Source organism: Sphingobium sp. B8D3B (assembly GCF_025961875.1).
GTDB lineage: Bacteria > Pseudomonadota > Alphaproteobacteria > Sphingomonadales > Sphingomonadaceae > Sphingobium.
The window spans coordinates 621633-635198 of sequence record NZ_JAOQON010000001.1 but is presented as its reverse complement, the minus strand read 5'-3'; the positions used below and the strand labels follow the sequence as shown (position 1 = coordinate 635198).

The window sequence follows — 13566 nt, the reverse complement described above, 5'->3', positions numbered from 1 at the left end:
GGAATGACGGATTTACGCGCTCGTTATCGCGCGCCGGCCACGGCGATATTGGCCCCGGCCACATAAGAGGCCGCGTCGGAAACCAGGAACATGACGGCGGCGGAGACTTCCTCGGGCTGACCGGCCCGGCGCATCGGCAAGGCCGAGGCGATCCGGTCCAGTTTCCCGGGGACATGAATTTCGGTGTCGATCGGGCCGGGCGACACCGCGTTGACACGAATGCCCTGCGGCGCGACTTCGCGCGCGAGGCCCAGTACGAGGCTGTCCACCCCACCCTTGGTGGCCGCGTACCAGACATGCTCGCCGGGCGCGCCATAGAGCGCGGCGCGCGACGAGATCAGCACGATCGAGCCTCCTCCCCCGCCGTTCGCGGTGGACATGCGACGCACGGCCTCGCGCGCGCACAGCAAGGCGCCGGTGAGATTGACATCCACCACCTTGGCCAGGAGGTCGTCGCTCGCGTCCACAAGTGTTGAGGATTCGCCGACAATGCCGCCATTATAGACCAGCGCCGCCAGCGGGCCGACCTGATCGACGGCCGCAAAGAGCGTGGTGATATCACCGGCAACACCAGTATCCGCCTGGACCGCCTGCGCCCTTCCGCCTTCCGCCCGAATGGCATCCACCACGGCCGCTGCCATGTCCGCTCGGCCGGCATAGGTGAGCAACACATGGTAGCCCGCCTTGGCGGCGTCTCGTGCGATGGCAGCTCCAATGCCCCGGCTTCCGCCGGTCACCAGAAATACGCTGCGATCGCCTTGATCCACCATGTTTGATCCTCTTGACTCGGCATCCATACGCAAATCAGGATTTCAGGCGTTTGCTGGCGATGCGGCAGCCTTCCGCCATGGCCGACAGCTTAGCCCAGACGATCTCCTCATGCCCCACGCGCGACCCGATGCCACAATCGGTACCGGCGTGGAGATTCTCCATGCCGACCAACTTGGCGAAGTTGACCAGCCGCTCCGCGACCAGTTCCGGATGCTCGACCAGATCGGTGTAATGCCCCACCACTCCCGGCGCGAGAATCTTGCCATCGGGCAGCTTGAGCGTCTCGAACACGCGATACTCGTGAGCATGGCGCGGATTGCTCGCCTCGAACGTGTAGGTCTGCGCGTTGATCATCAGCATCAGGTCGGCGATGTGCTCAAAGCCGATATCGTTCACATGCGGACGGTGGCCACTGCCCCAGCACATGTGGAAACGGACCTGCTCCTCGGGCAATCCTTCCAGCGCGTGATTGATGACCTCGACGCAGAAGCGCAGATAATCGCGATATTCCTCGACGCTCCAGTCGGGGTAGAACATCCACGCCGTCGCGAACTCGGGCTCGTCGATCTGAACGATCAGGCCCGCATCGGTGATCGCCTTATATTCCTCGCGCATGGTCGCCGCGACCGCCATCATATAGTCGCGCTCGTCCCGATAATGCAGGTTGCGGGTGCCGGCGCCGAGGCTGAGCGGGCCGAGCGCCGCGATGAAGCCGTCCGCGCCATCCTTGCCGACCAGCGCCTTTTTGAGCGCCGCAATATCCTTCTGGATTGCTTCCTGACCGATATAGGTGACCGGCCCATCGCAGATCGCTTCCGTCTTCGAGGGCTGGGGCACGACGCCGGGCTTGGAAAAGCCGGGACGCACCGGGCCGCCCGAGCCGGCGAACCACAGGCCGGACTCATAGAAGCCGGGGAAATCGCGGCGATCCCGCTCGGCCACAAATGCGCGTTTGGGTGCGAGGCCTTCGGGCCGTTCGCGTTGCCCGAAGCCGGTGATGCGGGCCTGAATATAGCCTACATAATGGCCCATATTGGCGGCTTTGACATATTCGCCATCGTTAACGATATCGACACCGCAGGCGATCTGCTTGTCCACCACCCACTGCACCGCCAGCGGCAGTTGCTCGTCGATCTCGGCGCGATGATCGTCGGCCTTCGCCAGCAGCACGTCCAGCTTGACGGGCCGGGGCAAGTTGCCGCCGTGGCTGCTCAGAATGTGGTCGGTAGAACGTCTCATATCAAATCAATCTCCATGGCGGTCCTCGCCAGCGCTGCCGGCGAGGACTGCGCGTTGAATTAGAAAGTCTTGCTGACCTTGAGGTACCACTCCCGCGGCGCGGCAGGCTGGCCTTGGCTGCTGGCGAAACCGATGCTGCTGTAGATGAAGTAGTTGCGATAATAGGCCTTGTTGGTGAGGTTCGTCGCACCCAGCGAGACGGACAGGCCAAGATCGTCATTCTGGTACGTCAGGCGTCCGTTGAAGGTCGAATAGGCCTTCTGGAAATAGGCGGGATCGACCGCATCAAACGGAATGCTGCCTGTGTAGAACCAGTCCAGCCGCGGCGTGACCGAGCCTGCCAGCGACGGAACCGGGACGCGATATTCGATCCCTGCATTGGCCGTCCATTCTGGAATGCCGATGCCAACGGCGGTCAGCCGGTTGGTTATCCGCCCCGGCGCGTTGAGGTCGGGCGAGGTGAATTGCGAATAGCCCAGCGACCCATTGATCAGCAGCCCCTCGACAGGCCTCGCCTCGAGCTCCAGCTCGAAGCCTTTGGCCTTGCCCGGCAGGTTCACGAAGAACGTCCGGCCAATGCACTGCACACCCTGACCGGCTGCAGCCTCCGCAGGGGTGCGGGCGCGACAGGTGGTAATGCCATTGCCATTAGCAACATCGGGAATGACGATCTGTGTGCCCGGCAATGGGCCACCGTTGGTGCCGATCTGCGCTTCCTGCCCGCTGAGGCCGAAGATGCGCGTCTTGTAATCGGTGTAGAAGGCCACCGCGTTCAGGCGCACCCGTCGGTCGAGAAACTCGGTCTTGATGCCGAGTTCATAGGCCTGCGTGCGATCGCCGGGATATTGCTGATTCTGCGAAGGCTGCAGCGGCCGCCCATTGAAGCCAGGGGCTTGCGAGCCGGTGGCCGCCGACACATACGCGATGGTCTGGGCATTGAGTTCATAGGTCAGCCCGGCCTTCCAGTCGAAGCGGCTCTCCTCGGGTTTGACATTGAACGTCAGGTTCTGGGAGAAGTTCGGATTGCCCGGATCGCGATCGTCCAGATTGGAATAATGCACGTCCTTCGCATCCTTCGAGTAGCGGCCGCCCAACACGACGGACAGGCGCTCGAACGGACGCACAGTGACATTTGCGAACACCGCCTTGCTGGTGGGCTCGTAGGTCGTGTTCTGATATTTGAGGAAACCGTTCCACGGTGAGTAGGTGACGGCCCGATTGCGGCCATCGGCATCGAACAGGAAGACACCGGCAACCCAATCCAGCCACTGGTGGCGCCCGGAAAGCCGGGCTTCCGCACTGATATATCGGGAGGTGATCGTCGCCAGCGTGTGTTCCTGCACCAACGGCGAGCCATCGGTATCGAACGCATGCGTGTCGCTGAAATTGCGATAGCCAAGGATGCCGGTGAATTCGATATCGCTCGTCAGGTCGATGGACAGCTTGCCGGAAACGCCCCAGTTCACGACATCCACGCGCGGGCTGTAGCAGACCCCGCCATGATTGGGATTGCCGTTGTAGAAGGTGCTGCCGGCAACCACCGTACCGGCGCCAACCGGATCGCAATAGGTCGCATAAGTGGAGAAGCGGTTGCCGGTCAGAAACCTGTTATCATAGGCCACGCCCAGCAGGTTGGCCTGCCCGACCCAGGACGCGCGCGTCGCGGCGCGAGAGGCATTAGTCGCGATCAGAGTATCGGCGACATTCTCCGACTGATCCTGGATATAATCGGCGGACAGAGTGAAGCGGATGCCGTCGCTCGGCTGGAATTTCAACGCGCCTCGCACCGCGCGCACGTCTTCGCCACCCAGCGTCCCGACCTGACAATCATCGGGCCGGTTGTTGGGAGAAGAGGCCAGCGTCTGGTCGACATAGGGGATGCGCCCCGCCAGCTGCGGCGTGCCATTGGCCTCCATCTGACACCGGAAATCGAGCCGCTTCACAAATCCGTCGCGCCTCTTGGAGAGAACGGAGAGCGACATGCCGAGCTTGTCCGCCACGATCGGCAGGTTGATTCCGGCGCGGAAATCGCGGCGCTTGTAAGCGCCGACCGTGACGTCCACGAAGCCGGAGGCCTCGGTAAGGCTGGGCTGCTTGCTGACGAGAACGACGCCACCGGCGAGCGCGTTGCGCCCGAACAGCGTGCCCTGCGGGCCGCGCAACACCTCGACATGCTCCAGATCGAGCAAGTCGAAATTGGCGCCGAGCAGAAGCGGATAGTAGATGTCGTCGATATAGAAAGCGACGGCGGCCTCACCGGCTAGGCTCGTATCGCGCGAACCGATGCCGCGAATATAGGTCGTTACCCCCGGGCCGAAGGCACCCTGCGCCCGTGAGAAGGTGGCGTTGGGCACGACCTGCGAAATCTCCGCTGCCGACTGGATACCGCGTGTGGCGAGCGTGTCGCCCGTGACGGCGGTGATCGCAATCGGAGTATCCTGCACATTGGTCTGCTGCCGGGTGGCGGTCACGACGATATCGGAAAGGCCATTCCCCGCCGTGCTGGCCCGATCGGTTGTGCCTTGCGTCTGCTGCGCCTGCGCCGCTGCGCCGGCGCTCACCGTCGCAAGCAACATGCCGGTCAACATCATCCCCGCCTTCTTGCTAATAGCCTTCCGCATTTCACCCTCCTGAACCCCGCTTTTCTTTGCCTCGGGACCTAAACCATATGAGGTGGGCCTGCGCGCACTTATCCGTTTCGGAAGTTTGCCTTGCGGATTGGCCGGGACAGTCGGCTCTTTATTGCCCGCGCCCCATCGGCGATGCAGACAGGCGCCCGAACTCTGGGCACGGTGCCGGGGTCGAACGGGAGAGCGGCATGAAGATCACCGGCGGCAAGGTGATGGGTGCGACGGTCAATTTCGAAGGCGTGATGGCGGGAACGCACATCGTGGTGCGCCTGATGACCGACCAAGGCATCGAGGGCATCGGCTCTGTCAGCCGGGTGAACCCGCGCACGCTCAAGCCCCTCATTCTGCTGATCGAAGCGATGGTCGAGAGCCTCATAGGGCATGAGGCGGAGGTCGAACCCATTCACGACCGGCTCACACGCCCCCTCCTCGGCGCGCCGGTCAGCGGGCTGGAGTTGCGCGCCGGCAGCGCAATCGATGTCGCCCTTTGGGACATCAAGGGAAAGGCGGTCGGTCAGCCGGTCTGGAAACTGATGGGCGGGTTTCGCAACCGGTTGCCCGTGTCCGCCAATTGGGGACTGATGCCCGGGCCGCCCAAGGACGCGCTCGCCGCCCACATCGCCGACCTCCTTGGCCGGGGGTTTCGGGCGATCAAATGTCCGGTCGGCTTCGCCCCGCTGGCGAGCGCGATCGAGCATGTCCACTTCGTGCGGTCATGCGCCGGGCCGGACGTGCGCATCATCGTCGATGGCAATTTTCAGTGGACGGCCAAGCAGGCCCTGCACTTCGCGCGCGAGACGGAGGCGGACGATCTCTATTGGATCGAAGACCCCGTCGCCTATCATGATTATGACGATATGGCCTTCGTGCGGGCCAATGCGAGGCAGGCGATCTGCGCCGGCGAAGTGTTCCAGCACCCCCACGAATTTCGCGCCCTGATGGAGAAGCGCGGCAGCGATTATGTGATGATCGACCAGGACCTCGGGCTCACGGGCTTCCTTAAGGTCGCCCATATAGCGCAGGCCTACGGACTGCCCGTGGTGAACCATCTCGCGCCTGAAACACTGAGCCACGCGATTGCCGCCGTACCCAATGGATTGATCGTGGGCCTCGTCCCCTGGGCGCAACCGCTCTTCCAGGAGAAGCTGCAGATCGAGGACGGTGATCTGATCCTGTCCGATCGGCCCGGCCTCGGGCTAAGCTTGGATGAGGACGTGCTGGAGCGGAACGGGCTCGGCGCCCGAATGTTCTAAGCGAACGGACGTCGCCCCGCGGCCCACTCCACGCCGCGCTGGATCAACGTCTTGAACACGGGGTTCTGCCAAGGGCCGCGATGATCGGGCTGGTCGGGCCGATCCGCAAAGGGTTTGTCATAGGGGCGATTGGCGTGCCCCAGAGCCAGATACAGCAGGCCACCCTCGCCGACATGGCGCCGATACATCAACGGCCAATTCTTGGTTTCCATCATGCGCCCGCCAAAGGCTTCGCCGCCCCAGTGGCATTGCAGCAAAACCTCGATATCATCGCGCACCGTCTCGACGCAGTAGAGCTCGTCGTCGATCTGGAACGGCGCAATTCCCTCCAACAGCGGGTCATCCGGATGGGCGATGTCCACGCGAAAACGCTGATAGAGCGGGTGCGTGATGAACCGCGTGCCCATGATCTGCGGCACAATCTGATTGTCCCCCACCGAGTTGCTGGCATGGAGCGCGAACCAGCGCCCGCCGCGCTTCAGAAAAGCCTGCATGGCGCTCGACGCCGCTTCCGAGACCGGCACTTGCGAGGTGTAGCTGACAACCAGGTCGCAGTGCGCCCACGCATCCACATTCTCATAATCGATGAAGCAATCTGTGCGAATGCCGCCGGCATCATACAGCGCCTGCGCCAGGTTGATCCGGGCGTAATCAAAGTCGTGATTGCGATGGGGGCTTCCGCAAACCAGGTTTGCGACCAGCGGCAGCGCCATCAGCGATCGACCCTGCGGAACTTCTGGATCTGGTGATCGATGCACGCCTCGCGCGCGATCCGGTTGAACCCAGAGCCAAAGGAGACCGAAACCTCGGCCACATAGAGGCTGCCTTGCGAATCGAGCGCCAGGGCGTGCGGCGCGATGAAGTTTCCGGGCGCCGAGCGGGCGCTGGAATCGGCTCCCCACCGCGCGACGATATTGCCCTGCGGCGCAAACACCGTCACGCGGCCGGGCAGATCCCTGTCCGCAAAGCCATGCGTAAAAGACCCTTGGCCGGCTTCCATCGGCCGCCAGAGTTCGGAGACGTAAATCAGCCCCTCGTCGTCCACCACGACGTCCGTCGGGCGCAGCACGTCATCCCAGATGGCGATGAACTTGCCGGAGCGGTCGAAGAACTGCAGGCGGTCGTTCTCGCGGTCGCAGACGATCACATTTTCCTGACGATCGAGCGCGATGCCGTGGGGGAGATGAAATTCGCCCGGGCCGGTCCCCACCTCGCCCCAACTGTTGAGCAGTTCGCCTTTGGGTGAGAAGTGATGGATGCGCGCATTGCCATATCCGTCCGCGACGAACATGTCCTTGTTCTGCGCGATGCATACATTGCAGCAGCAGTTGAAGCCATCCGCAGAGCGTTCCACATACTCATTGTGATGGATCTGCGGCTTCCGGCCTTTGATCGATCCATAGCCGGTATCGCTGACCTTGCGCGGTTCGCCCAGCATCCACTGGAAATTCCCCTCTAGGTCGAACACCCGCACCACGCTGTCCTGATCGTCGGTGCAGTAGACCAGGTCGTCATGGATGGTGATGCCATGGGCGCGATTGAATACGCCATCGCCCCATTTGTAGAGGAAGTTGCCGTCTGAATCATACACCATCACCCGCTCTCCCTTGCGGGTGTGGAGGAAGACCCTGTCCCGGGAATCGCAAGCGACGCCGGCTACGTCCTCATGGCTGAATTCATCACCGGCAGGACATTTTTCCCAATTGGGCACGACTTCGAATGTGATTGAGCCAGTGGACATGGTTTCTTCCTGTGTGGGCCGTCCGCACGGAACAAGGCGGCCTGAAAGGGGGAGGACAGACCGCAACCTAGGAAGCACTCCCCGGAGCCACTTGCCCGGGCCGGAAAATGATGCTGCCCCTCGCGGTATGCGGCGGCGAGATCAGAAAAAGCGGCCGACCGTCTGGCTATGCTCCACAAAGGGCGGCTCGACGAAATAAGGGCCGGCGAGCGCCCGCCACTGGAGGAAGCCGTCGGACTCCCGGAAGCCGACCATATGGTCTTCGACGCTGTCCCATTCCACGCGCAGGCGATAACGGGCCGGGTCTTCGATCACCCGCTCAAGTGTCATACTGTGTGAGCCCTTGGCGGCCCGCAAAATAGCCGCCGCCTGTGCCACGGCCAGCTCGAAAGCCTCCGCCTTCGCCGGATCGATGGTGAGATGTGCGATTTCGGTGATCATGATCTTCTCTGTCGACGTTGCTGCCAGCAGCCATGAATGCCCATTGCTACCGGAGCGCGCTTATCCGTCGCGGAAGTTCGCTGTGCCTTTTCTACGCCCGACGCCTGGTTTGCAGGAGGCCCCACAGGCGGGGGCGCTAGACATACCGCGACGGGCATCTGCAACTTCCGGCCAGGGTAAGTGCCGCCCGGCGGGCCGTGTCATCCCGATCCTGCAAAATCACCGTCAGGAACGCGCCGACCATGATTCCCCAGCAGATCAGCATGAAACAGGTGGCGCTCCTCCATTTCGGGCCGGATGTGTCGGCGCGGTTGGTCGATGATCTTCTCAAGATCGGTTCGAAGTCTGCCCTTATCGTGACGACGCCACCGGTACGCGACGCCGCGGAGCGGGTCGCCGGCCCCTTGCGGGCGCAAGGCTTGCGCACCGAAATCTGGTGCGACAGCGGCAGCGAGCCATCCGTAAGCGACTTCGAGGCCTTGCTGGCGATAGCCCAAAGTCGGGCCGCAGATGCCGTCATCGGCATCGGCGGCGGCAGCTCGATGGATCTTGCGAAACTCGCCGCCGCCCTGCTGGATGGCCGCCAGACGATCGCGGATGTTCAGCGCGACGGCCTGTCTGGCCCGCGCAGATGCTGGCTCGCGTGCATCCCGACCACCGCCGGCACCGGCAGCGAGGTTTCGCCCATTGCCATCCTGCTGGATGAGAATGACCTGCTCAAGAAGGGCGTGGTGAGCGAGCATCTGGTGCCGGATGCCGCCTATATCGACCCGATGCTCACGAAGTCGATGCCGCCCGCCGTCACCGCCGCAACCGGGCTGGACGCGCTGACTCATTGCATTGAAGCCTATGCCAACCGCTTTGCCCATCCGGTGATCGATACCTTTGCTTTGGAAGGCGTGCGGCTGGTCTTCCGCAGTTTGCTGAACGCCGTGCGCAATGGCAGCGATGTGCAAGCGCGGACGGACATGGCGCGGGCCAGCTTCTATGGGGGCCTATGCCTTGGCCCGGTGAACACGGCCGCCGTTCATGCGCTGGCTTATCCGCTCGGCGGTGAGTTCCATGTCGCCCACGGCGTGTCGAACGCCATCCTTCTGCCGCACGTCCTCGCCTTCAACCTGCCCGCAGCGGAGGCACGCTATGCCGACATCGCGATGGCGGCTGGCGCGGATGGCAACGGAACGACGGCCGAGATCGCGCGCGCAGGGCTGCGTTTGATCGAAGGATTGTGCCGCGATTGCGGCGTGCCCATGCGCCTCTCCGACCATGGCGTGCCGGTCGATGCGCTGGACCGTATGACGGATGGCGCAATGACCGTCACCCGCTTGCTGGACCGCAATGTGCGCCCTGTCGAATGGCGTGACGCGCGCCAAATCTACGGCGCTGCATTCTGAATCGACATGCGGATAGAAGATAAAAAACAACGGGTTTTGGGAGACGATTTTTGACTGTCCATCACGATGCGCATGATCCTGGCGTCTCCCAAGCAACGGCTGGTCCCACGCTTGGCGCACGCGCAGATGACACGGACATGCCGACCCGCGGGCAAGCGCATTATTCGCTCTTCGTGCTGACGGTCGTCGTCCTGTTCACGGTCGTGGACCGTCAGGTTCTCGCATTGCTGATCCTGCCCGTGCAGCGCGATTTCGGTATTTCCGATACGCAGGCGGCTCTGTTGCTGGGCGCGGCCTTTTCTCTGACATACGCCATCGCCGGCCTGCCCATCGCCCGCATCGCGGACACCCGCAATCGCCGCAACATCGTCGCCGCCTGCATCGCTTTCTGGAGCGGTGCCACGATGCTGTGCGGTCTGGCTCAAAACTACACGCATCTCTTCCTCGCTCGCATGGGCATCGGCGCCGGCGAGTCGGGCTACGGCCCGGCGACCTGGTCGATCGTGACGGACTCCTACCCACGGGAAAAGGTGGCCTTTGGAACCGGTGTGCTGTCCATCGGCGCGACGGTGGGCACGGGGCTTGCGCTCTTCATGGGCGGCGCGGTGCTCGCGATGGTCGAACACTTCCCGACGGTTAGCCTGCCCTTCGGCGGCACGATCCGCCCCTGGCAGTGGGCCTTCATCATCGTCGGCGCGCCGGGCCTCATCTGGGCGCTCGTCGTGCTGACCACCAAGGAGCCGGCGCGGCGTGGACTAAAAGGCCGTAAGCTGAAAAGCGTCCCGGTGAAGGATGTCGCCCGCTTCATGCGCGATGACTGGCGCGTCTATCTCGCTGCGATCGGCGGCCTCGCCATGAAGCTGCTGATGGTTATGGGGATCTCGCAATGGATGCCAACGCTCTACCACCGCGAATTCGGCTGGGAGCTGTCCGATGTGGGCATGATCACGGGCGGGATCGCCATGGTCCTCTCGCCCATCGCCCTGCTGCTCGGCGCGCGCGTCTCGGAACGCTGGATGAAGCAGGGGCGCTCCGACGCTAATCTGCGCATCGTCTTCTACGGCCTGTGCGTATCCGTGCCCTGCTACATCGTCGCGCCGTTGCTGCCCAATCCCTGGATAGTGCTGACGCTTCAATCGGTCGCCGTGTTCGTTTCCGCTATGGGCGCCGGCCCTGCCATCGCCGCCTTCCAGCTTGTCACGCCCAACAGCATGCGCGCGCAGGTCAGTTCGGTGAGCCAGTTCTGCACCAATGTTCTGGCCTTTGCGGTGGGCCCGCTCCTCGTCGCGATCCTGACGGACTATCTCTTCCGCGATCCGCAACTGCTCAACTACTCCATCTCGCTAAGCACTGCCCTGCTTGGCCCATTGACCCTTTTGATCACCTGGCAGGGCCTCAAGCCATTTGCCCGCAGCGTCGACCGCATGGCCCTGGAGGCCGGGCAATGAGCGCCCAGGATCAGACCGGTGAGGGAGACCGCGACGCCATGGCCCCGATCGACACGCTCGAAATCATCGACGCGCAAATCCATGAGCCTTTCCCTGCAGTTCGGCTGAACGGGGCAGACATGCACCTGTTGACAAGGATGCAGATCGAACTCGCGCGCGAAGCGATGGACGCGATCGGCGTCGACCGGGCGCTCGCCGTCACCGACGACGCGTTCATCGAACTCGCCAGCACCCTCTTCCCTGGGCGCTTCCCGGGGGTCCATACCTTCTTCCCGATCGTCGACGACTTCGGCCCTGCTGTCCGCAAGGTCGCAGCCAATCCCGCCATGGTGGCAGGGCGCGCATTGGTCGGAAACTTCGCGACAGCGGAAATGCGCCCAGAGTTCGATACCGGAAAGTTCGATACTCTTTATGCGGCGGCAGAAGAGGTCGGCCTGCCCATCTTCAACTCCACCCACGGCGGATGCGCGCGCATGGCGGAGATTGCCGAACGGCATCCCACCTTGACGCTGATCATCGACCATATCGGCGTCGCGCAGCACCCCGTGTCGCCGCCCGAGACGATGTCCTGGGCGACCTTCCCCGACCTGCTCGACCTTGCCCGCTACCCCAACATTGCCGTGAAGCTCTGCGGCGCCCCGCTCCTGTCGGAAAAGTCTTACCCGTTCGAGGATCTGTGGCCGCGGCTCGACCAGTTGATTGCCGCGTTCGGCGCGGAGCGGATCATGTGGGCCAGCGATTATACGCGCTTGCGCACGGCCGATCTTCCCCGCGGTGCCCGCCCACGGCGCCGCGGACTGACCTATGCCGAAAGCCTCAACTTTCTGCTGCGGAGCGACCGGCTGAGCCTTGCGGACAAGCGCCTGATTTTCGGCGGCACTGCGACCCGCCTGCTGCGCCTGCCGCCCATCGGCACGGACTGGCCAGTGCCCGAGATGCGATGGTAGCGGCATGACGGATGCCGAGACCCTGCTGGCTCAGGTCGAAGAAGCCTGCAAGCGGCTGAAGATCGCCCAGACGACATTCGGGCGGCAGGCTGTCAACGACGGCAAGTTCGTCAGCCGCCTGCAGCAGGGCGGCCGCGTGACGCTCCAGACGGTAGAACGGGTCCACCGCTTCATCGCCGAGCAGGGCGGGCCATCGGCAGCGACGTTGCGATCGGCCATTATCGGTCGCGCCGAGATGAGCGTCGAGCACAGCTTCCGCTTCTACGACAACCGCCAGAAATATCTGATGTTCGTGAACACCTCATCGGAAAAGCAGGTGATCGCCGACCGCGCGTTGCAGCAATTGGCCCTCGCCCAGCCCCGTCCGCCCGCGATCCGCTTGTTTGATGGGGGCGCCGGCGATGGAACCGCACTTACCCGGCTTCTGCGCGGCGCGCACCGCCGTTACGCTTGGCTACCTTTCTACATCGTCGCGAAGGAAATCAGCCTCGAAAACGTGCGACTGATGCTGGAGAAAATGCCCGACAGGTTTCAGGAGCATCCGGCGACGGTGCTGGTCGTCACCAACCTGCCCTATACCGAGGCCCCTTGGCTCAACCCGCGCAATCCTGTGGACGCCAGCCGGATGGTCTGGGAAGAAGTGCCGCTCGATGGGACCACCGCCGGCGATTTCGAGGAGGCGATCGCCGAGCTTCAGCCATTTCTGGAACGCAACTGGCGCGTGCGCCGCAGTGCCGCCACAGGGCGCCCGCTGCATGAAGTCCCCGCCGTCCTCATCCTGTACCGCCGCGACCATCGGTTCGCGCTCGACGCGGTCATTCCACGTCGGGGCCGGGCCAGTGCCGATTTCGACTTCGTACTACTGTCCCAACCCTATAGCGCGCGGGCAGAGCTATCCTTCAAGGCGGAGAAGATCGTCGCGCCGCTCGCCCGCGCGTTGCGCCTGAGCGGGCAGCTGATGGGCGTGCATTCCTTTGGTGACGATCCGGGCATGGAGTTGATTCAGACCATTTGGCCGGACGAAGCCCCCTTCGTCCACAAGCGGCAGATACTGATGGCCGCTGTCCAGGCCGAACTCGGCCGTGACGCGCGCAAATTCCAGCTTCACGATCTATCCGATGAGCGCTCGGTGTTCCGCTATGGCATCCAGACGCTGGATACCGAAATCGATCAGTCGATCGGCTCCTCCACGCTGCTCGCGGCCTGGAATGCCGCCAGCTACGTGGCGCAGATCGAAGACGACCGGCTGTCCGTGGCGATGAACAGCGATCGCTATCTCGAGGCCACCCGCCAGACGCTGCGCAAATATGGCGGGCTGTGGTTCCAGAACGAAGCCTACATCATCTCCCGTCGCGCAGACCTGGGATAGCCATGGAAAGAAGACATATGGATAATCACGCGACCTGCCCATTCTGCCACGCGCGCTGGACACAGGAGATGATTGATCAGCTCGAAAGATTTTCGAGTGCCGGCGGCTGCGCCTGTTGCAGCCTGACGCCAGACCTTGTGGCCCACCAGCCACTGGAGACGCCCAAACGCGACCTGTGCTGCGCGACTTGTGGCAAGGCGATCTACCTCGCGCCAAATCTCGTCGGTACCCATATTGAAGAGATTCAGACGCAGCTCAAATCCGATGTAAATCTCTTCTATTTCTGAATATATTTCCATCGGTGGAAATATAGATTGATAATTTTCGAAGGGT

The 13566-nt window shown here is 63.0% G+C and carries 12 protein-coding genes; 6 read left to right on the top strand and 6 right to left on the bottom strand.

The window, feature by feature from the left end:
- Positions 1-23: 23 nt before the first annotated feature.
- From M2343_RS02920 to M2343_RS02910, 3 genes are read right to left on the bottom strand one after another with little or no spacing between them, the layout of a single operon-like run.
- The gene (locus tag M2343_RS02920) at positions 24-770 is read right to left on the bottom strand and encodes an SDR family oxidoreductase (protein ID WP_264575534.1); all 747 of its coding nucleotides are present in this window, start codon (positions 768-770) and stop codon (positions 24-26) included.
- A gap of 34 nt (positions 771-804) precedes the next feature.
- Positions 805-2010 (bottom strand): cobalamin-independent methionine synthase II family protein, encoded by a 1206-nt coding sequence (locus tag M2343_RS02915; RefSeq protein WP_264575533.1) that lies wholly within the window; start codon positions 2008-2010, stop codon positions 805-807.
- Positions 2011-2069: 59 nt separating this feature from the next.
- The gene (locus M2343_RS02910; RefSeq protein WP_264575532.1) at positions 2070-4631 is read right to left on the bottom strand and encodes a TonB-dependent receptor; all 2562 of its coding nucleotides are present in this window, start codon (positions 4629-4631) and stop codon (positions 2070-2072) included.
- Between the two features lie 197 nt (positions 4632-4828).
- Here M2343_RS02910 and M2343_RS02905 point away from each other — a divergent pair, with 197 nt between their 5' ends.
- Complete coding sequence (locus M2343_RS02905; protein ID WP_264575531.1) at positions 4829-5893, top strand: mandelate racemase/muconate lactonizing enzyme family protein; 1065 nt, start codon at positions 4829-4831, stop codon at positions 5891-5893.
- On the opposite strand, the gene M2343_RS02900 is transcribed toward M2343_RS02905, so the two are convergent.
- From M2343_RS02900 to M2343_RS02890, 3 genes are all read right to left on the bottom strand, one after another.
- Positions 5890-6606 (bottom strand): ThuA domain-containing protein, encoded by a 717-nt coding sequence (locus M2343_RS02900; protein ID WP_264575530.1) that lies wholly within the window; start codon positions 6604-6606, stop codon positions 5890-5892. The genes M2343_RS02905 and M2343_RS02900 overlap by 4 nt on opposite strands.
- Positions 6606-7634 carry a 6-bladed beta-propeller gene (locus tag M2343_RS02895; protein ID WP_264575529.1) on the bottom strand — a complete coding sequence of 343 codons (1029 nt, stop codon included), beginning with the start codon at positions 7632-7634 and terminating at the stop codon, positions 6606-6608. The genes M2343_RS02900 and M2343_RS02895 overlap by 1 nt, the downstream gene beginning before the upstream one ends.
- A 141-nt stretch (positions 7635-7775) precedes the next feature.
- On the bottom strand, positions 7776-8075 hold the full coding sequence (locus tag M2343_RS02890) for an antibiotic biosynthesis monooxygenase family protein (protein WP_181560674.1): 300 nt from the start codon (positions 8073-8075) through the stop codon (positions 7776-7778).
- Between the two features lie 263 nt (positions 8076-8338).
- Here M2343_RS02890 and M2343_RS02885 point away from each other — a divergent pair, with 263 nt between their 5' ends.
- The 5 genes from M2343_RS02885 to M2343_RS02865 are packed head-to-tail and all read left to right on the top strand — an operon-like array spanning position 8339 to position 13520.
- A complete protein-coding gene (locus tag M2343_RS02885; protein ID WP_264575528.1) occupies positions 8339-9469 on the top strand; it encodes an iron-containing alcohol dehydrogenase in 1131 nt (376 codons plus the stop codon).
- 50 nt (positions 9470-9519) lie between these two features.
- Entirely contained in the window at positions 9520-10917 is a 1398-nt protein-coding gene (locus M2343_RS02880; protein ID WP_264575527.1) for a spinster family MFS transporter, read from the top strand.
- The gene (locus tag M2343_RS02875) at positions 10914-11864 is read left to right on the top strand and encodes an amidohydrolase family protein (protein ID WP_264575526.1); all 951 of its coding nucleotides are present in this window, start codon (positions 10914-10916) and stop codon (positions 11862-11864) included. Before M2343_RS02880 ends, M2343_RS02875 begins: the two co-directional genes overlap by 4 nt.
- A 4-nt stretch (positions 11865-11868) precedes the next feature.
- The gene (locus M2343_RS02870) at positions 11869-13233 is read left to right on the top strand and encodes a hypothetical protein (protein WP_264575525.1); all 1365 of its coding nucleotides are present in this window, start codon (positions 11869-11871) and stop codon (positions 13231-13233) included.
- A gap of 17 nt (positions 13234-13250) precedes the next feature.
- Entirely contained in the window at positions 13251-13520 is a 270-nt protein-coding gene (locus M2343_RS02865) for a hypothetical protein (RefSeq protein ID WP_264603857.1), read from the top strand.
- The last annotated feature ends 46 nt before the right edge of the window (positions 13521-13566 follow it).

Excerpts from the sequence above, each read along its gene's own strand:
- M2343_RS02920 (WP_264575534.1), bottom strand. The coding sequence starts at position 770 with ATGGTGGATCAAGGCGATCGCAGCGTATTTCTGGTGACCGGCGGAAGC.
- M2343_RS02915 (WP_264575533.1), bottom strand. The coding sequence starts at position 2,010 with ATGAGACGTTCTACCGACCACATTCTGAGCAGCCACGGCGGCAACTTG.
- M2343_RS02910 (WP_264575532.1), bottom strand. The coding sequence starts at position 4,631 with ATGCGGAAGGCTATTAGCAAGAAGGCGGGGATGATGTTGACCGGCATG.
- M2343_RS02905 (WP_264575531.1), top strand. The coding sequence starts at position 4,829 with ATGAAGATCACCGGCGGCAAGGTGATGGGTGCGACGGTCAATTTCGAA.
- M2343_RS02900 (WP_264575530.1), bottom strand. The coding sequence starts at position 6,606 with ATGGCGCTGCCGCTGGTCGCAAACCTGGTTTGCGGAAGCCCCCATCGC.
- M2343_RS02895 (WP_264575529.1), bottom strand. The coding sequence starts at position 7,634 with ATGTCCACTGGCTCAATCACATTCGAAGTCGTGCCCAATTGGGAAAAA.
- M2343_RS02890 (WP_181560674.1), bottom strand. The coding sequence starts at position 8,075 with ATGATCACCGAAATCGCACATCTCACCATCGATCCGGCGAAGGCGGAG.
- M2343_RS02885 (WP_264575528.1), top strand. The coding sequence starts at position 8,339 with ATGAAACAGGTGGCGCTCCTCCATTTCGGGCCGGATGTGTCGGCGCGG.
- M2343_RS02875 (WP_264575526.1), top strand. The coding sequence starts at position 10,914 with ATGAGCGCCCAGGATCAGACCGGTGAGGGAGACCGCGACGCCATGGCC.
- M2343_RS02870 (WP_264575525.1), top strand. The coding sequence starts at position 11,869 with ATGACGGATGCCGAGACCCTGCTGGCTCAGGTCGAAGAAGCCTGCAAG.
- M2343_RS02865 (WP_264603857.1), top strand. The coding sequence starts at position 13,251 with ATGGATAATCACGCGACCTGCCCATTCTGCCACGCGCGCTGGACACAG.